The 18,558-nt window shown below is 61.4% G+C and carries 11 protein-coding genes; 9 read left to right on the forward strand and 2 right to left on the reverse strand.

Features of this window, described 5'->3' with window-relative positions:
• The first annotated feature begins 20 nt into the window (after nucleotides 1–20).
• From pilQ to ACZ5WQ_RS16170, 9 genes are all read left to right on the forward strand, one after another.
• Nucleotides 21–2,156: a type IV pilus secretin PilQ gene (gene pilQ / locus ACZ5WQ_RS16130; RefSeq protein ID WP_285677519.1), complete on the forward strand. Its 2,136-nt coding sequence runs from the start codon at nucleotides 21–23 to the stop codon at nucleotides 2,154–2,156.
• Nucleotides 2,157–2,161: 5 nt separating this feature from the next.
• Complete coding sequence (aroK, locus tag ACZ5WQ_RS16135; RefSeq protein ID WP_228245559.1) at nucleotides 2,162–2,671, forward strand: shikimate kinase AroK; 510 nt, start codon at nucleotides 2,162–2,164, stop codon at nucleotides 2,669–2,671.
• 87 nt (nucleotides 2,672–2,758) lie between these two features.
• The gene (gene aroB / locus ACZ5WQ_RS16140; protein ID WP_285677518.1) at nucleotides 2,759–3,838 is read left to right on the forward strand and encodes a 3-dehydroquinate synthase; all 1,080 of its coding nucleotides are present in this window, start codon (nucleotides 2,759–2,761) and stop codon (nucleotides 3,836–3,838) included.
• Nucleotides 3,835–5,370 (forward strand): AAA family ATPase, encoded by a 1,536-nt coding sequence (locus ACZ5WQ_RS16145; protein ID WP_464382674.1) that lies wholly within the window; start codon nucleotides 3,835–3,837, stop codon nucleotides 5,368–5,370. The genes aroB and ACZ5WQ_RS16145 overlap by 4 nt, the downstream gene beginning before the upstream one ends.
• Before the next feature lie 266 nt (nucleotides 5,371–5,636).
• The gene (gene gltB / locus ACZ5WQ_RS16150) at nucleotides 5,637–10,088 is read left to right on the forward strand and encodes a glutamate synthase large subunit (protein ID WP_338213074.1); all 4,452 of its coding nucleotides are present in this window, start codon (nucleotides 5,637–5,639) and stop codon (nucleotides 10,086–10,088) included.
• Nucleotides 10,089–10,196: 108 nt separating this feature from the next.
• Nucleotides 10,197–11,615 carry an FAD-dependent oxidoreductase gene (locus ACZ5WQ_RS16155; RefSeq protein WP_464382675.1) on the forward strand — a complete coding sequence of 473 codons (1,419 nt, stop codon included), beginning with the start codon at nucleotides 10,197–10,199 and terminating at the stop codon, nucleotides 11,613–11,615.
• 114 nt (nucleotides 11,616–11,729) lie between these two features.
• Nucleotides 11,730–12,812 carry a uroporphyrinogen decarboxylase gene (gene hemE, locus ACZ5WQ_RS16160; RefSeq protein ID WP_341709075.1) on the forward strand — a complete coding sequence of 361 codons (1,083 nt, stop codon included), beginning with the start codon at nucleotides 11,730–11,732 and terminating at the stop codon, nucleotides 12,810–12,812.
• A 55-nt stretch (nucleotides 12,813–12,867) separates the two neighbouring features.
• Complete coding sequence (locus ACZ5WQ_RS16165; protein ID WP_464382676.1) at nucleotides 12,868–13,638, forward strand: ParA family protein; 771 nt, start codon at nucleotides 12,868–12,870, stop codon at nucleotides 13,636–13,638.
• 85 nt (nucleotides 13,639–13,723) lie between these two features.
• Nucleotides 13,724–14,998, forward strand: coding sequence for a bifunctional O-acetylhomoserine aminocarboxypropyltransferase/cysteine synthase (locus ACZ5WQ_RS16170; protein WP_228245553.1), 1,275 nt, complete (start codon nucleotides 13,724–13,726; stop codon nucleotides 14,996–14,998).
• Nucleotides 14,999–15,211: 213 nt separating this feature from the next.
• Here ACZ5WQ_RS16170 and ACZ5WQ_RS16175 read toward each other — a convergent pair whose 3' ends face one another.
• Together ACZ5WQ_RS16175 and selO are read right to left on the reverse strand one after the other, a co-directional pair.
• A complete protein-coding gene (locus tag ACZ5WQ_RS16175; protein ID WP_088277097.1) occupies nucleotides 15,212–16,999 on the reverse strand; it encodes an SLC13 family permease in 1,788 nt (595 codons plus the stop codon).
• A 131-nt stretch (nucleotides 17,000–17,130) separates the two neighbouring features.
• Nucleotides 17,131–18,555 carry a protein adenylyltransferase SelO gene (gene selO, locus ACZ5WQ_RS16180; protein WP_464382677.1) on the reverse strand — a complete coding sequence of 475 codons (1,425 nt, stop codon included), beginning with the start codon at nucleotides 18,553–18,555 and terminating at the stop codon, nucleotides 17,131–17,133.
• Nucleotides 18,556–18,558 lie beyond the last annotated feature (3 nt).

Raw genomic sequence — 18,558 nt, forward strand, 5'->3', positions numbered from 1 at the left:
CACGCGTGGAACGCAAGCAAATGTCTCTGACCAGAATTTTTCCGCTCGCAGCAGTAATGTCACTGCTGAGTCCGTTGGCCCTTGCGGCTGATCTGCAACGTATGGATGTCGCTTCTCTGCCGGGGGATCGGGTAGAGCTCAAACTGAGCTTCGACGAGCCTGTCACCGGCTCGCCGAAGGGTTACACCATCGACCAGCCGGCGCGGATCGCGCTGGACCTGCCAGGCGTCAAGAACAAGCTCGGTGAGCGCAGCCGCGAACTCGGTCTGGGTAATGCCCGGAGCGTGACCGTCGTTGAGGCCGGTGACCGTACCCGCCTGATCATCAATTTGACCAGCCTGGCGCCCTACACCACCCGCGCCGAAGGCAATGACCTGTACGTGATGGTTGGTGCAACGGCAGCGGCAGCGCCGGCAACCACGGCCGCCGCCACTCCGGTGGCCACCAACAATAACTGGCGCACGGACAACGAGCCGGCGGTATCCAGTCCGGTCGTCAGTGGTCGGGCGATCACCAGTCTGGACTTTCAGCGTGGCAGTGACGGCTCCGGTAATGTCGTCATTGACTTGAGTGATCCGACTATCCGGGTCGACGTGGAGGAGCAGGGCGGTCGCGTCAAGCTCAACTTCCCAAATACCCGCCTGCCTGACGAGCTGCGTGTTCAGCTGGACGTCAAGGACTTCGCCACGCCGGTGAACTTCGTCAATGCCAGTGGCAGCGGCGACAATGCGTCTATCGTGATTGAGCCGACCGGCTATTACGAGCATCTGGTGTATCAGGCTGACAATCGCCTGACCGTCAGCTTCAAGCCGCTGACCCGTGCCGAGGTGGAGCAGCGTCGTGCTGATGCGTTCACCTATACCGGTGAGAAGCTGTCGCTGAACTTCCAGGATATCGAAGTGCGCTCGGTGCTGCAGTTGATTGCCGACTTCACCGACCTGAACCTGGTAGCCAGCGACACAGTGCAGGGCAGTATCACGCTGCGCCTGCAGAACGTGCCATGGGATCAGGCGCTGGATCTGGTGCTCAAGACCAAAGGTCTGGATAAGCGTCAGGTGGGTAATGTGTTGCTGGTAGCGCCGGCAGACGAGATCGCTGCACGCGAGCGTCAGGAGCTGGAGGCGCAGAAGCAGATTGCCGAGCTGGCACCGCTGCGTCGCGAGCTGATTCAGGTCAATTACGCCAAGGCGGCGGATATTGCCAAGCTGTTTGCCTCAGTAACGGCGGCTGATGCCGACTCCCAACGGGGTTCGCTGACGGTTGATGAGCGTACCAACAGCATTATCGCGCTGGAAACCCAGCAAAAGCTGGACGAGCTGCGCCGCATTGTGACCCAGCTGGACATTCCGGTTCGTCAGGTCATGATTGAAGCCCGGATTGTTGAAGCCAACGTCGGTTTCGACAAGGCCCTGGGTGTGCGCTGGGGTGGCGCGTTCAATCTGGGTGGCAACTTCTCCGCATTCGGTAAGGATGGCCAGACCGAGATCGTTGACGCGCCGGACTTTCTGCCGCCGGATACTACCTCTGGCGGCTATTACGGTGTACCGGAGCGCCCGGCAAACTCGCCGTTCGTCGATATGGGCGTAGTGGGCTCCACCTCGGGGATCGGCATCGGCTTTATTACCGACAACACCATTCTGGATCTGCAACTGTCCGCGATGGAGAGCACCGGTAACGGTGAGGTGATTTCCCAGCCGAAAGTGGTGACCTCCGACAAGGAAACGGCAAAGATCCTGAAAGGTTCGGAAATTCCGTATCAGGAAGCCAGCTCCAGCGGTGCAACCACGACGTCCTTTGCCGATGCAGTGCTGTCGCTGGAAGTGACCCCCCAGATCACTCCGGACAACCAGGTGATCATGGAAGTTATCGTGACCAAGGATGAGCCGGACTTCTCCAACCAGGTGAATGGGGTGCCGACCATTCGCAAGAATGAGGTCAATGCCAATATCCTGGTTGCCGACGGTGAAACTATCGTGATCGGTGGCGTATTCCAGAGCGAGACCTCCAGTGCTCAGGAAAAGGTACCTTTCCTTGGTGATCTGCCGTTGCTCGGTCGGATGTTCCGTCGTGACGTAACGGCAGAAAGCAAGACCGAACTGCTGATTTTCCTGACGCCGCGGATCATCAACAACGGTGCCATCACGCTGGCCAGGTAATCTTCTTGCGTAACGTCTTTCTGATAGGCCCGATGGGTGCTGGAAAAAGCACCATCGGGCGTTTGCTTGCCAAAGAGCTCAAATACCCCTTCAAGGACTCCGATCGCGAGATCGAGGTGCGCACTGGTGCCGATATCCCCTGGATCTTCGATGTTGAGGGCGAGGAGGGGTTTCGCCAGCGTGAGGAGGCGATGATTGCCGAGCTGGTCCACGAGGACGGAATCGTGCTGGCGACCGGCGGTGGCGTTGTCATGCGCCCGGCCAATCGTGCTGCGCTTAAATCCGGTGGTCTGGTCGTCTACCTGTGCACCAGTGTAGAGCAGCAGCTGCAACGGACGGCCAAGGATCGTCAGCGCCCTCTGCTGCAAACCGCCGATCCCGAGGCGGTGCTGCGTGACCTGATGGCCAAGCGAGATCCGCTCTATCGGGAAATTGCCGATCTGATCATCGAAACGGATCAACGCGGCCCCAAGGTGGTTGTTAACGCCATTCTGGCCAAGCTGCAGGAAGCCTGAGTTTTACAGCTTTTGCTTCTCCTCCCTCCCGTATCGCAGCTTCCCGCGACTGTTGTATCCTGTGCCAGCTGAATGGGGAGTGCTTTGATGCAGGTTCTGAATGTCGATCTAGGTGATCGCAGTTATCCAATTTATATCGGCTCGGGTCTGATGGCCCAGGCTGAGATGTTCGCTCGTCATATCGGCGGTCGGCAGGTGTGCATCGTCACCGATGATACCGTCGCGCCGCTATATCTTGAGTCTCTGCAGCAGGTGCTCAGTGACTACAAGGTAACCTCGGTGGTCTTGCCGACGGGTGAGGCCTACAAGAACTGGGCAACACTGCAGCAGATTTTCGATGCCCTGCTGGCGGAGCGCCACGATCGCCGAACAACGCTCATTGCCCTTGGTGGTGGTGTAATTGGTGACATGACGGGCTTCGCTGCGTCTGCCTACCAGCGCGGTGTCGATTTCATTCAGGTGCCTACCACCCTGTTGTCGCAGGTTGACTCTTCTGTGGGCGGCAAGACCGGCATCAATCATCCGGCAGGCAAGAATATGATCGGCGCCTTCTATCAGCCCAAGGCGGTGATTATCGACACTGACAGCCTCAAGACCCTGCCGGGTCGTGAGGTCAGCGCCGGGCTGGCAGAGATAATCAAGTACGGCCTGATCAGGGATGAAGCCTTTCTTGGCTGGCTGGAACGGAACATGGTCGGCTTGCGTCAACTCGATACGACGCTGGTGACCGAGGCGATCATGCGCTCCTGTGCTATCAAGGCCGAGGTTGTTGCTGCTGACGAGCGCGAAGGCGGTGTGCGCGCGATTCTCAATCTGGGTCATACCTTCGGCCACGCCATTGAGGCACACCAGGGCTACGGCAGCTGGCTGCACGGAGAGGCCGTGGGCGCCGGAATGGTCATGGCGCTTGACCTGTCGGAGCGGCTTGGCTGGATCTCGGATGTTGATCGAAAGCGTGGCGAATCCGTCATCGCCGCAGCTGGATTGCCGGTTCGTGCGCCTGCCGGTATGCGGGCGTCCGACTTTGAGCGCCTGATGGCAGTGGATAAAAAGGTTCTCGACGGTCAGCTGCGCCTGGTGCTGCTGCGCCGGATTGGCGGCGCTGAAGTGACGGCCGATTATGACGTCGTGGCGCTTCGTGAATGCCTGCAGGACAGTGAACAATGAGTAACGGTTTTGATGAGGTTTTCAGTGCGGTGAGTCAGCCGGACGAGCTGCTGGAACATTACCAGCTCAGTCATGATCCTTTTGCCGCGCGTGCTCCCGGCTTCAAATTCTTTACGCCGAAAAGAAAGCCGGTTCTCGCCGAGTTGCACCATCTCGCTCGTTATGGCCACAAGGTGCTGGTGGTAGCGGGGCCGCAGGGTGCCGGCAAGACGTTGTTGCGTCAGGCGCTGGTGGCCAGCAGCAACAAGGATGTCGTTCAGTGCGTTGTGTTGTCTGCGCGCGAGCACGCCTCGGAGGCGGCTTTGCTGGCGCAGCTGTGTCAGGCGCTCAATACCGAGCAGCGCGATGTGGCCAGTCTGCTGCAGAAGGCGCAGCAAAGCGAGCTGGTAGGCATTCAGCTCTATCTGGTCATTGATGATGCCGAACTGCTTGAGTCGTCGGCCATCAGCATGTTGTGTGAAATCGCTGAAGCCGGCAGCTTTGCACCGCGGGTATTCCTGTTTGCCGATAGCGAATCGGTGGGGCGTTTTGCTTCTGCCGCTGCGGGTGAGGAGGCCGGCAATGTTCATGTTGTCAGTTTGGCCGCGCTGGATGTTAACGAAACCCGCGACTATCTCGCCCAGCGCCTGGAAGGCGCCGGGCAGGGAATCGAGCTGCTTAGCGACGAGCAGATTGAGGAGATTCACCGGCTCAGCGGCGGCTGGCCCGGCGGGATCAATCTGGCAGGACGTCAGGTTATGCTTCGGGCGATGCAGCAGGCGCCACTGGCAGCGCGCACTTCAAGCTCAGGCGGTATACCCTTCAAGGCGCTGGCAGCGCTTGGCCTGATTGGGCTGGGTGTTGCCGTGGCCTGGTACATGGGGGATCGAGCCCCGGTTGAGCCGGAGCGCACGGTGCTGCAGTTGCCGGAGCCGGTCGTTGAGGCGCAAATTGAAGTACCCGAGCCGATTGCGCCGCCGGCGCCGGCCTCGGCTGCTGCTCAGAATGACGGCGGCAACCAAACAGCGCCGTCAGTGGCTGGCCTGGTTGATGCGCCGGTGCTGGTAGAGGGCGATGAAACTGTCCCTGCTCGTGCACCCGAATTGGAGGTTGCGCAATCCGATTCCTCGCCACAGCCTGTTTCAGCTCCAGCTCCAGCTCCAGCTCCAGCTCCAGCTCCAGCTCCAGCTCCAGCTCCAGTCCCGACGCCAGCGCCTGCTCCCGTTACGGCGCCGGTTGTTGCGTCCGCTGTGTCATCGGTTACGCATGACGCGCAGTGGTACCGTCAGCGCGCGGGTTCCGAGTACGTGGTTCAGTTGCTGGGTACGCGCTCAGAGGCGGCGGCCCGCAGTTTTATCGGTAAGCACGCCGGCGTCTCTGATCTGGGCTATTTCGAGACGACGCATCAGGGTGCTGCCTGGTTTGTGGTCACCCAGGGCATTTATCCTTCCCGCCAGGCTGCCCAGGCCGGAATTGCCGAGCTGCCTGCTGTTCTGCGCGACAGCAAGCCCTGGCCGCGCAGCATTGGGGACATTCAGGGCGGTTTGCGCTGAGCCCGAGCCCGTCGGTGCAAGGCTGACGGGTGCACCGCGCCCTGTCGCAGGATCTATAAAGCGCCTTCGGGCGCTTGGCAGGGGTGGCAAAAGTTTCCTATTTACGACATTTGGATACGCCCAAGCGGCATTTTTTGCCCAAAAAAAATTGTGGGCGCTGATGCCGCTGTGTACAATTACTCCCCTTTTGTCCGGCGCAGGGCCAGATTTCTCTGTGATCTGGAGTCTAACGCGCCCGAATTTACTAGCTTTTTGAGAGAGTGCCTATGAAAGCAGGTCTATACCAGCCTGATCAGTTCAAGGATAACTGTGGCTTTGGTTTGATTGCCCACATGGAAGGCCAGCCCAGTCATCACCTGCTGCAGACGGCAATTGAAGCGCTGACGTGCATGACCCATCGCGGCGGCATTAACGCCGACGGCAAGACCGGCGATGGTTGCGGCCTGCTCATTCAGAAGCCGGACCGTTTTCTGCGCGAGGTTGCCCGCGAGGCGCTGGCGGTTGAACTGCCCGACCAGTACGCCGTGGGCATGGTGTTCATGGGTGCCGACGAGGCTGCCAGTACCGCTGCCAAACAGGCTTTTGCCGACGCCTTGAGTGATCAGGGGCTGACCGGTCTGGGCTGGCGCGAAGTGCCGGTCGATCCGTCGGTTCTCGGCCCGCTGGCCCTGAGCAGCATGCCGCGTATTGAGCAAGTGTTCGTATCAGGCGAGGGCCTGGACGAGCAGCAATTTGCCGTCAAGTTGTTCTACGTGCGCCGCAAGGCCGAAATCGCCATGCAGGCCGACAGCAACTTCTATGTCTGCAGCCTGTCGCACAAGGTCGTGTCCTACAAGGGCCTGATGATGCCGGCCGATCTGGACAAGTTCTATCCGGATCTGGGCGATGCGCGAATGGAAACCGCGATCAGCGTGTTCCATCAGCGCTTCTCAACCAATACCCTGCCGAAGTGGCCGCTGGCGCAGCCGTTCCGTCTGGTTGCCCACAATGGTGAAATCAACACCATCACCGCCAACCGTAACTGGGCCCAGGCGCGCCGTAACAAGTTCACCAACGATCTGATGCCCGATCTGGACAGTCTGGCACCGCTGGTCAACACCACCGGTTCCGACTCCTCGAGCATGGACAACATGCTTGAGCTGCTGATCTGCGGCGGCATGGATCTGTTCCGCGCCATCCGCATGGTCGTGCCGCCGGCGTGGCAAAACGTGGAGACCATGGATGCCGATCTGCGGGCGTTCTACGAATACAACTCCATGCATATGGAAGCCTGGGACGGCCCGGCCGGTATTGTACTGACCGAAGGTCGCTACGCGGTTTGTCTGCTCGACCGCAACGGTCTGCGCCCGGCGCGTTATGTCATCACCAAGAACGGCTATATCACCCTGGCCTCCGAAATCGGCGTGTGGGACTACCAGCCCGAGGACGTCGTCAGCAAGGGCCGTGTTGGTCCGGGTCAGATTCTGGCTGTCGACACTCAGACTGGCGAAGTGCTGCACACCGATGATGTGGCTAATCGCCTGAAGTCCCGTCATCCGTACCGCAAGTGGCTGAAGGAAAATGCCCTGCGCATCCAGGCTACGCTGGATGATCGCGACCACGGCTCCGATTTCCTCTCGTCCGAGCGTCTCAAGCAGTACATGAAGATGTTCCAGGTCACCTTCGAAGAGCGTGACCAGGTGCTGCGCCCGCTGGCCGAGAACGGTCAGGAAGCGGTCGGCTCCATGGGCGACGACACGCCGATGGCGGTGCTGTCCGGTCGCGTGCGTTCGGTCTATGACTACTTCCGTCAGCAGTTCGCCCAGGTGACCAATCCGGCGATCGACCCGCTGCGTGAAGCCATCGTCATGTCGCTGGAAACCTGCCTGGGTGCCGAGCGCAACGTCTTTGAAGAGACTGCCGATCACGCCAATCGCGCGATTCTCAGCTCGCCGGTGATCTCTCCGGCCAAGTGGCGCACCATCATGAACCTGGACGAGCGTCCCGGTTTTGCGCGCCACGTCATTGACCTCAACGTCGCTGAAGGCACGCCGCTTGGCGAGGCCGTGCGCGATATCGCCGCCCAGGCCGAGGCCGCCGTGCGTGAAGGCAAGACGCTGATCGTGCTGAGCGACCGGGCTATCGAGCAGGGCAAGCTGCCGGTCCACGCGGCGCTGGCTGTAGGTGCTGTGCATCACCACCTGACCGCGACGGGTCTGCGTTGCGAGTGCAACATCCTGGTTGAAACCGCGACCACCCGTGATCCGCATCACTACGCGGTGCTGATCGGCTTCGGTGCGACCGCAGTCTACCCGTACCTGGCGTATGAAGTGCTGGGTGACCTGATCCGTACCGGCGAAGTCATTGGCGACCTGTACGAAACCTTCAAGTACTACCGCAAGGGTATTTCCAAGGGCCTGCTGAAGATCCTGTCGAAGATGGGTATCTCCACCATCGCGTCCTATCGTGGTGCCCAACTGTTTGAAGCAGTGGGTCTGGCCGACGAAGTCGTTGATGTCTGCTTCAAGGGCGTTGCCAGCCGCATTCAGGGTGCCCGCTTCCAGGACCTGCAGGCCGAACAGGCGCTGCTGGCCAAGGAAGCCTGGAACCCGCGCAAGGCGATCCAGCAGGGCGGTCTGCTCAAGTTCGTGTTTGGTGGCGAATACCATGCCTACAACCCGGACGTGGTCCGCGCGCTGCAGGATGCGGTGCAGGGCGACAGCTACGACAAGTATCAGGAGTACGCCGCTCTGGTGAACAGCCGTCCGGTTGCGGCGCTGCGTGACCTGCTCAAGGTGCGCGACGACCAGCAGGCGATTGCGTTGGATGAGGTCGAGCCGCTGGAGTCGATCTTCAAGCGCTTTGACTCTGCCGGTATCTCGCTGGGTGCACTGTCTCCCGAGGCACATGAGGCCATCGCCGAGGCGATGAACCGTCTGGGCGCACGCTCCAACTCTGGCGAAGGTGGTGAAGACCCCGCTCGCTACGGAACCGAGCGCACCTCCAAGATCAAGCAGATCGCTTCCGGTCGCTTTGGTGTGACCCCGGAATACCTGGTCAACGCCGAGGTGCTGCAGATCAAGGTTGCCCAGGGTGCCAAGCCCGGTGAGGGTGGCCAGCTGCCGGGTGGCAAGGTCAACGAGCTGATTGCCCGTCTGCGTTATGCAGTCCCGGGTGTGACGCTGATTTCACCGCCGCCACACCACGACATCTACTCGATTGAAGATCTGTCGCAGCTGATCTTTGACCTCAAGCAGGTCAACCCGCAGGCGCTGGTGTCGGTCAAACTGGTATCCGAGCCGGGCGTGGGTACCATCGCCGCCGGTGTGGCCAAGGCCTACGCTGACCTGATCACCATCTCCGGGTACGACGGTGGTACCGGCGCCTCGCCGCTGACCTCCATCCGTTATGCCGGCTCGCCCTGGGAGCTGGGCCTGTCCGAAGCCCATCAGACCCTGCGCGGCAATGATCTGCGTGGCAAGGTCCGGGTACAGACCGACGGTGGTCTGAAAACCGGTCTGGACGTGATCAAGGCGGCGATCCTCGGTGCCGAGAGCTTTGGTTTCGGTACCGCGCCGATGATCGCGTTGGGCTGCAAATACCTGCGTATCTGCCACCTGAACAACTGCGCGACCGGTGTTGCGACCCAGAACCAGCACCTGCGTGACAACCACTACATCGGTACCGTGCAGATGGTGATGAACTTCTTCACCTACGTCGCCATGGAAACCCGTGAGTGGCTGGCCAAGCTGGGTGTGCGCAGTCTGCAGGACCTGATCGGCCGTACCGATCTGCTGGAAATCCTGCCCGGCACGACCGCCAAGCAGCAAAACCTGGATCTTGAGCCGTTGCTGTTCAGCAAGGACGTTCCGGCCGACAAGCCGCAGTTCTGCGAGTCGCCGCGTAACCCGCCGTTCGACAAGGGCCTGACTGCCGAGAAGATGGTCGAGATGGCGCGTGCCGCCATCGACGGTCGTACCGGTGGCGAGTTCGAGCTGTCGCTGACCAACTGTGACCGTTCCATCGGTGCCCGTGTGTCCGGCGAGATCGCCAAGGTACACGGCAACCAGGGCATGGCCAGCGCACCGATCACCTTCCGCATGAAGGGCACGGCCGGTCAGAGCTTCGGCGTCTGGAACGCCGGTGGTTTGCACATGTATCTGGAAGGCGATGCCAACGACTACGTCGGCAAGGGCATGACCGGCGGCAAGCTGACCATCGTACCGCCCAAGGGCAGCCCGTTCCGCTCCGAGCAGACCTCGATCATCGGCAACACCTGCCTGTACGGTGCCACCGGTGGCAAGCTGTTCGCAGCCGGCGTGGCCGGCGAGCGCTTCGCGGTGCGTAACTCCGGTGCGCACGCGGTCATCGAAGGCGCTGGCGACCACTGCTGTGAGTACATGACCGGCGGTATGGTCTGCGTACTCGGCAGTACCGGCCACAATTTCGGTGCCGGTATGACCGGTGGCTTTGCCTATGTGCTGGATATGGACAATACCTTCTTCGACAAGCTCAATCATGAGCTGGTCGAGTTGCACCGCATCAGCAACGAGGCGATGGAGATGTACCGCAGCCACCTGACCCAGGTGCTGACCGAGTACGTCACCGAAACCGGCAGTGCATGGGGTGCCGAGGTGCTGGACAACCTGGACGACTACATCCGCCGCTTCTGGCTGGTCAAGCCGAAGGCCGCAAGCCTGCGGGCCCTGCTGACCAGCACGCGAGCGAACCCACAATAAAGCCGCCGCAGACAGGCTGCCGCGCACCGAGCGCCCCAGCCTGCCGCTGGCCCTGATGAGTCTTGCAGTGGTGTGATGAAGCCGCCGCTGCAGTTTAGAGGTTGAGATATGGCAGACCGTTTGAACAACGACTTCCAGTTTATCGATGTAGGTCGTGAAGATCCCAAGAAGCGCCCGCTGCGCGTGCGCAAGACCCAGTTCGTCGAGATTCACGAGCAGTTCAAGCCGGAAGCGGCGTCCGACCAGGCGCACCGCTGCCTCGGTTGTGGCAACCCCTACTGTGAGTGGAAGTGCCCGGTACACAACTTTATTCCGAACTGGCTGAAGCTGGTCTCCGAGGGCAACATCCTCGAAGCCGCCGAGCTGTCGCACCAGACCAACACCCTGCCGGAAGTCTGCGGCCGCGTGTGCCCGCAGGACCGTCTGTGTGAAGGCGCCTGTACCCTGAACGACGGTTTTGGTGCGGTCACCATCGGCTCGGTCGAGAAGTACATTACCGATACCGCCTTCGCCATGGGCTGGCGCCCGGACATGTCCGGTGTCGTGCCGACGGGCAAGCGCGTTGCCATCATCGGTGCCGGCCCGGCCGGTCTGGGTTGCGCCGACGTGCTGGCGCGCGCCGGTGTCAGCCCGGTGGTATTCGACCGTTACCCGGAAATCGGTGGCCTGCTGACCTTCGGTATCCCCGAGTTCAAACTCGAGAAGAGCGTGCTGTCACGCCGCCGCGAAGTATTCGAAGGCATGGGTATCGAGTTCCGCCTGAACACCGAGATCGGTAAGGACGTCATGATCGACGACCTGCTGGCCGAGTACGATGCCGTGTTCATGGGCATGGGTACCTACACCTACATGAAGGGCGGCTTCCCGGGTGAAGATCTGCCTGGTGTATACGACGCCCTGGACTTCCTGATCGCCAACGTCAACCGCAACCTCGGGTTCGAGAAGTCCGCTGACGACTTTATCGATATGAAGGGCAAGAAGGTGGTTGTGCTCGGCGGTGGTGATACCGCAATGGACTGTAACCGCACGTCCATTCGCCAGGGTGCGACCGCAGTGACCTGCGCCTACCGCCGTGACGAAGCCAACATGCCGGGTTCGCGCAAGGAAGTGAAGAACGCCAAGGACGAGGGCGTGAAGTTCCTGTTCAACCGCCAGCCGATCGCCATTGTTGGCGAAGACAAGGTTGAAGGCGTCAAGGTGGTGGAAACCCGTCTGGGTGAGCCGGACGCCCGCGGTCGCCGCAGTCCCGAGCCGATTCCGGGTTCCGAAGAAGTACTGCCGGCCGATGCCGTGGTCATCGCCTTCGGTTTCCGTCCGAGCCCGGCCGACTGGTTTGCTGACAAGAACGTCGAGACTGACAGCCAGGGCCGCGTTATCGCGCCCGAGCAAGGTCAGTACAAGTTCCAGACCAGCAACCCGAAGATCTTTGCCGGTGGCGACATGGTGCGCGGCTCCGATCTGGTGGTCACGGCGATCTTCGAAGGTCGTCAGGCTGCCGAGGGTATCCTCGACTTCCTCGAGGTGTGACAACCCGTCACACATGCAGGGGCGCCTTCGGGCGCCCTTGTTGTTTCTGGCCCTGATCTTTCCCGCCAATTGCCGCTACAATGGCCGCTGACTTTTTCGACTGGATGTGCCCCCATGACCGAACTCAAGAATGATCGTTTCCTGCGCGCGCTGATGCGTCAGCCGGTAGATGTCACCCCTGTGTGGATGATGCGTCAGGCTGGCCGCTATCTGCCGGAGTATCGCGCCTCGCGTGCACGGGCCGGTGATTTCATGGGGCTGTGCATGAATCCGGAGATGGCCTGCGAAGTGACCCTGCAGCCGCTGGATCGCTACCCGCTGGACGCGGCCATTCTGTTCTCCGACATCCTGACCATCCCCGATGCCATGGGCCAGGGCCTGTACTTTGAAACCGGCGAAGGTCCGCGCTTTCGCAAGGTGATCAACAGCCTGGCCGATATCGAGGCGCTGCCGATTCCCGATCCGGAAAAGGACCTGGGCTATGTGATGGATGCGGTGCGCACCATTCGCCGCGAGCTGAACGGCCGGGTGCCGCTGATCGGCTTCTCCGGCAGCCCCTGGACGCTGGCGACCTACATGGTCGAGGGCGGCTCCTCCAAGGATTTTCGCAAGACCAAGGCGATGCTGTATGACCAGCCCGAAGCCATGCACCTGCTGCTCGACAAGCTCGCCCAGTCGGTCACCAGCTACCTGAACGGCCAGATCCTGGCCGGCGCCCAGGCGGTGCAGATTTTCGATACCTGGGGCGGCAACCTGTCTGCCGACGCCTACCAGAAGTTCTCGCTGGCCTACATGCGCAAGATCGTTTCCGGTCTGATTCGCGAGCACGACGGCCGCAAGATTCCGGTCATCCTGTTCACCAAGAACGGCGGCCTCTGGCTGGAAAGCATCGCCGATGCTGGTGCCGATGCGCTGGGTCTGGACTGGACCATGGATATCGGCGTCGCCCGCTCACGGGTTGGTGCAAAGGTTGCATTGCAGGGCAACATGGACCCGACTGTGCTGTACGCCAAGCCGGCGGCGATTCGTGCCGAAGTGGCACGCATCCTCGCCAGTTACGGCAAGGGCAGCGGCCATGTATTCAACCTGGGCCACGGGATTACACCCGAGGTCGATCCGGCTCACGCCGGCGCCTTTATCGAGGCGGTACATGAATTGTCAGCGATCTATCACGATCCGAATGCTATCGTGGTCTGACGATTCCTGCGCCAAGATGGCGCACGACGGAAGCGACTGAACAAGGAGAAGGCGTATGCGCAGGGTAGTGTTCAACCAGAAGGGCGGGGTCGGTAAATCCAGCATCGCCTGCAACCTCGCCGCGGTCAGTGCCGCGGCCGGTTACAAGACTCTGGTGGTTGACCTCGATCCGCAGGCCAACTCCAGTCACTACCTGCTGGGCGAGCGCATGACGGATGTCGACACCACCATCGCCGACTTCTTCGCCCAGACCCTGTCCAGCAGCCTGTTCAGCAAGAAGGCCGAGCACTTTGTCACCGAGACGCCGTTCGAAAACCTCTGGCTGATGCCGGCCAGCCCCGAGCTGGCCGAGCTGCAGCACAAGCTGGAATCGCGCTACAAGATCCAGAAGCTGCGCAAGTTGCTGAACGACCTCAAGGACAACTACGAGCGGATCTATATCGACACCGCTCCGGCGTTCAATTTCTACACCATGTCGGCGCTGATTGCCGCCGATCGCGTGCTGATCCCGTTCGACTGCGACAGCTTCTCCCGGCAGGCGCTCTATGGCCTGTTGAGCGAGCTGGAAGACGTGCGTGAAGAGCACAACGAGGATCTGGCGGTCGAGGGCATCGTCGTCAACCAGTTCCAGCCGCGGGCGGCACTGCCGCAGAAAATGCTTGATGAACTGATTGCCGAAGGGCTGCCGGTGCTGCCGGTGCATCTGAACAGCTCGGTACGCATGCGCGAGTCGCATGAGGCGGCCACGCCGCTGATCTTCCTCGACGGTCGGCACAAGCTGACCCAGCAGTTTATGGCACTGCACGACCACATCGAGAGTCAATAAGTCGTGTCCGCCCGGATTGACCGTCCGGGCTTCCTTCTGCATGCTCGGCGCTGGGCTTGAACAACTCGATAACAAGGACAGCGCAATGAAGCTTGAAACGCTCGCCATTCACGCCGGCTATACCCCAGACCCGAACACCCACGCGGTGGCCGTGCCGATCTATCAGACCACCTCGTACTCCTTTGACAACACCCAGCACGGTGCCGACCTGTTCGACCTGAAGGTGCCTGGCAATATCTACAGCCGCATCATGAACCCGACCAACGATGTGCTGGAGCAGCGGGTTGCCGCGCTCGAGGGCGGCGTGGGTGCGCTGGCGGTGGCCTCCGGTATGGCCGCGATTACCTATGCGATCCAGACGCTGGCCGAAGCCGGCGACAATATCGTGTCGGTGGCCAAGCTGTATGGCGGCACCTACAACCTGTTTGCCCACACTCTGCCGCGTCAGGGCATCGAGACCCGCTTTGCCGCCCACGACGACATCGCCGCGCTGGAAAGCCTGATCGACGCGCGTACCAAGGCGGTGTTCTGCGAATCCATCGGCAACCCGTCCGGTAACGTCATCGACATTCAGGCGCTGGCCGACGCGGCTCACCGCCACGGCGTCCCGCTGATCGTCGATAACACCGTGGCCACACCGGCACTGTGCCGCCCGTTTGAGCACGGCGCGGACATCGTGGTCCACTCGCTGACCAAATACATGGGTGGTCACGGTACCACTCTGGGCGGCATCGTTGTCGATGGTGGCTGTTTCCCGTGGGCCGAGAACGCGGAACGTTTCCCGCTGCTCAATACCGCCGACCCGTCCTATCACGGCGTGGTCTATACCGAGGCCTTCGGCCCGGCCGCCTTCATTGGTCGCTGCCGCGTTGTGCCGCTGCGCAACATGGGCGCGGCGCTGTCGCCGTTCAACGCCTTCATGATCCTGCAGGGGCTGGAAACGCTGGCGCTGCGCATGGAGCGCCACTGCGACAACGCGATGGCGGTGGCCGCGTTCCTGAAGAATCACCCGCAGGTCGCCTGGGTACAGTACGCCGGGCTGGAAGACCATCCCGAGCACGCCCTCGCCAAACGCTATATGGGCGGCAAGCCGGCGTCGGTACTGTCGTTCGGGATCAAAGGCGGGCAGGAAGCCGGCGCGCGCTTTATCGACGCGCTCAACCTGGTGGTGCGACTGGTCAATATCGGCGACGCCAAGTCACTGGCCTGCCACCCGGCCTCCACTACCCACCGTCAGCTGAACGACGAGGAGCTGGCCAAGGCCGGCGTGCCGCGTGACATGGTGCGCCTGTCGATCGGTATCGAGCATATCGACGACATTCTTGCCGACCTGTCGCAGGCGCTCGACGCTTCGCTTTAGTCACCTCCCGCTTTGCGGGAGGTGACTAAAGCGGCAAGCCATAAGCCACAAGCAAAACCCGCGCGGTGTTGAATCGCGCGGGTTTTCTTTTGGTTGGGATAGCACCCTGAATGCTAAAAAGCGTTTGACTGCCTGTAGGCCAATTCATCCTGACTGCGCTTGCAGCTTGCAGCTTGCAGCTTGCAGCTTGCAGCTCGCGCGCGCCTGCGCGCGCTAGGGAAACAGCGGCCAGACGAGCGGAATGATCAGCGACCCGGCTGCCCACATGATCAGGTTCAGCGGTACGCCGATACGCATAAAGTCGGCGAACCGGTAGCCACCGGCGCTGTAGACAAAGGTATTGGTCTGGTAGCCGATCGGGGTGGCGAAGCTGGCGCTGGCGGCGAACATCACGGCGACAACGAAGGGCGTCGGGTCGGCACCGAGTTGCTGGGCTACACCAATGGCAATCGGGGTAACCAGTACAGCGACCGCGTTGTTGCTGACGACTTCGGTAAGCACCGAGGTCAGCAGGTAGATGAACGACAGCATGAACAGCGGGCCAAGCAGCGGTGCCAGGGTCATGACGTGGCTGACTACGGTGTCGACCAGGCCGACCTTGTTCATTGCGATGCTGATCGCCAGCATACCGAAGATCAGGGTCAGGATGCGCCAGTCGATGGCCTTGTAGGCGTCCTCGGTATCCAGGCAGCCGGTGGCAACTACCAGTGCGGCGGCGATCATTGCCAGCCCCTCGATCGGCATGACCTTGAAGGCGGCCAGCACCATCACGGCCAGCACGGCGGCGATGGCAATCGGCGCCTTGTCGCGGCGGTAGGCGCGTTCCTGTACCGAGTTGAGGCTGATCAGCTCGCCGTTGTCGGCAAACTTCTTGATCTGTGCGGGAGTACCTTCGACCAGCATGACGTCGCCGAATTGCAGCTCGAAGTCGTCCAGGTTGTCCTGGATATTCTCGTTATGGCGATGCACTGCCAGCACGTGAATACCGTAGCGCGCAGTCAGGTTGAGGTCGCGCATCGGACGGTGGCTGTAGCGTGAGTTACGACCGACGATGGCCTCGGCCAGCATCACGTCGCGGGTCGAGATGGTCTCGAAGCTGTCCGGGCGGTTGATCGCCAGCAGGCCGTTCTGGCGCAGTTCGACGAAGTCGCGCATGCCGGCATGCAGCACCAGCCGGTCGCCGGCCAGCAGCCGGGTGTCGTTGAGCGGGGTCGACAGTTCGTCGTCGCCACGGAAGATTTTCAGCACCCGGATACCGCTGTTGCCGTTCAGGTTGGCCTGGCTGATGGTCTGGCCAATCACCGGCGAGTCGTGCGGTACCAGCAGCTCGGTCATGAATGTACGGGACTGATCCGGGCGCAGCTGGCGCGACAGGCTCTCGCGTTCCGGCAGCAGGCGGTGACCAATCAGCAGCACGAAGGCCATACCGATACCGGCCAGAATCAGGCCGGGCAGGGTAATGTCGAACATGCCGAAGGGCTCCATGCCCATTTGCCGGGCTACACCGTCGACCAGAATGTTGGTCGAGGTGCCGATCATGGTCATGGTGCCGCCAAAAATGGTGGCGTAGGACAGCGGGATCAGCATTTTTGAAGGCTTGCTGCCAATTCCGGTGGCCAGCGCGATGGCGACCGGCGTGAGAATCGCGACCACCGGGGTATTGTTGATAAAGGTCGACAGCAGCAGGGCGGTCATCATCAGGCTGAACAGGGTGCGCCACTGGCTGCCCCCGCCCATGCGCGCGAGCCAGTTGCCCAGGGTTTCAACGCAACCGGTGCGCTCCAGCGCGGCAGACAGAATAAACATGCAGGCGATGGTAATGGGCGCGCTGTTCGACAACACACCCATTACCTCGGCCGGGCTCAGCAATTGGCTGACCAGCAGCACGGCAACGGCGATGCCGACGACCACGTCGGGGCTGAACCTTTCCCGTGCGAACGCGTAGAACACCCAGCACAACAGCAGTGCCACGCCAATCAGTGGCAGTGAATCCCAGCTCATCGGTACCGAACTCTCTCGTGAGGTATCGGGTCCATGCTTGGACCCTTGCAGGGCGTCACATTAAGAGGCGGCGCTATATTTGTCCAAGCACAAAAACTGATTTTTATATGCTTGCAAGGAATAAGCGAGGCTCAGGATGAACAGCTGATTTCCAGATGCCTGCCCCAGTCCGGCGGCGTCGCCGCATAGGCATCGGCACCGGGCTGTGGCTCGAACGGCCGGCGCAGGATGTGGTGCAGGCGACGTACTTCATCGAAGTCATCCTGTTCGGCGGCGGCGATGGCGTTCTGCGCCAGATAGTTGCGCAGCACATACAGAGGGTTGGCAGCCTGGCGCGCGGCCGGGCTGGCCTGGCAACGGCGCTGGTGCTCGCGATACCAGTTGTCGAAAGCGCTGCGGTCGATGAACTGATCACGCACCAACGGGTTGTCTTCGGCCAGCTTGCGCAGGGTCAGGTGGTAATCGGCGCCACTGGTTTGCATCAGTTGCAGCAGTGCGTCCAGTTGCTCGACGTCTTCCGGGCGGGCGTCGCCCCAGCCGAGTCGTCGGCGCATCAGCGTCAGATAGTGCTGCTCGAAGGTCGGCATGAACTGCGCCAGCTCGGCTTTCAGCGTATCGACCGCAATAAACGGCGTCAGCGTCTGAGCCAGACAGGCGAGATTCCACTGCGCGATCATCGGCTGCCGATGGAAGGCATGGCGGCCTTCGTGGTCGGAGTGGTTGCAGACATGCCGTGCATCGAAGGCGTCGAGGAAGGCGTAAGGGCCGAAGTCGAAGGTAATGCCCAGAATCGACATATTGTCGGTGTTCATCACCCCGTGACAGAAACCCCAGGCTTGCCAGTGGGCGATCATCTCGGCAGTGCGCTGGAGCACACTGCGAAACATCGCCAGCTCGGGTTCCGGCTGGTTGCGGCAGTCGGGGTAGCAGGTATCGAGGGTGAAATCGAGCAACTGGCGCAGCTCATTGTGTTTGCGGGTGTAATAAAAGTACTCGAAGTGGCCGAAGCGAATATGCGAGCGCGCCAGGCGCAGCAGCATGGCACCACGCTCTTCCCGTTCGCGGTAGACCGGGTTGTCGCCGACGGTCACGCACAGGGCACGGCTGCTGGGGATGCCAAGCGCATGCAGCGCCTCGCTGGCGAGGAACTCGCGGATCGACGAGCGCAGTACCGCACGGCCGTCGCCCATGCGCGAGTAGGGCGTGCTGCCGGCACCCTTGAGGTGCAGATCCCAATGCTCGCCGGCCTGGTTTACCGCCTCGCCCAGCAGCAGGCCGCGGCCATCGCCAAGCTGCGGGTTGTAGGCGCCGAACTGGTGGCCGGAATAGATCATTGCCCGTGGTTCGGCGCTGCTCCACAGCTTGTGGCCCGAGAACAGCTCGATGAACAGCGGGTCTCTTGCTTCGGCCGGATCCAGATCGAGCAGCCGCAAGGCGTCCTCGCTGCATACCACCAGTCGCGGGTTGTGCAATGGGTCGGGCAGGACCTTGCTGGAGAAGGTATCGCCCAGTGCGGCGAAGCGGTTGTCAAAGTGCAGATCGGCCAGAGTGGACACAGC

Source organism: Halopseudomonas sp. T1L2, from assembly GCF_055397385.1.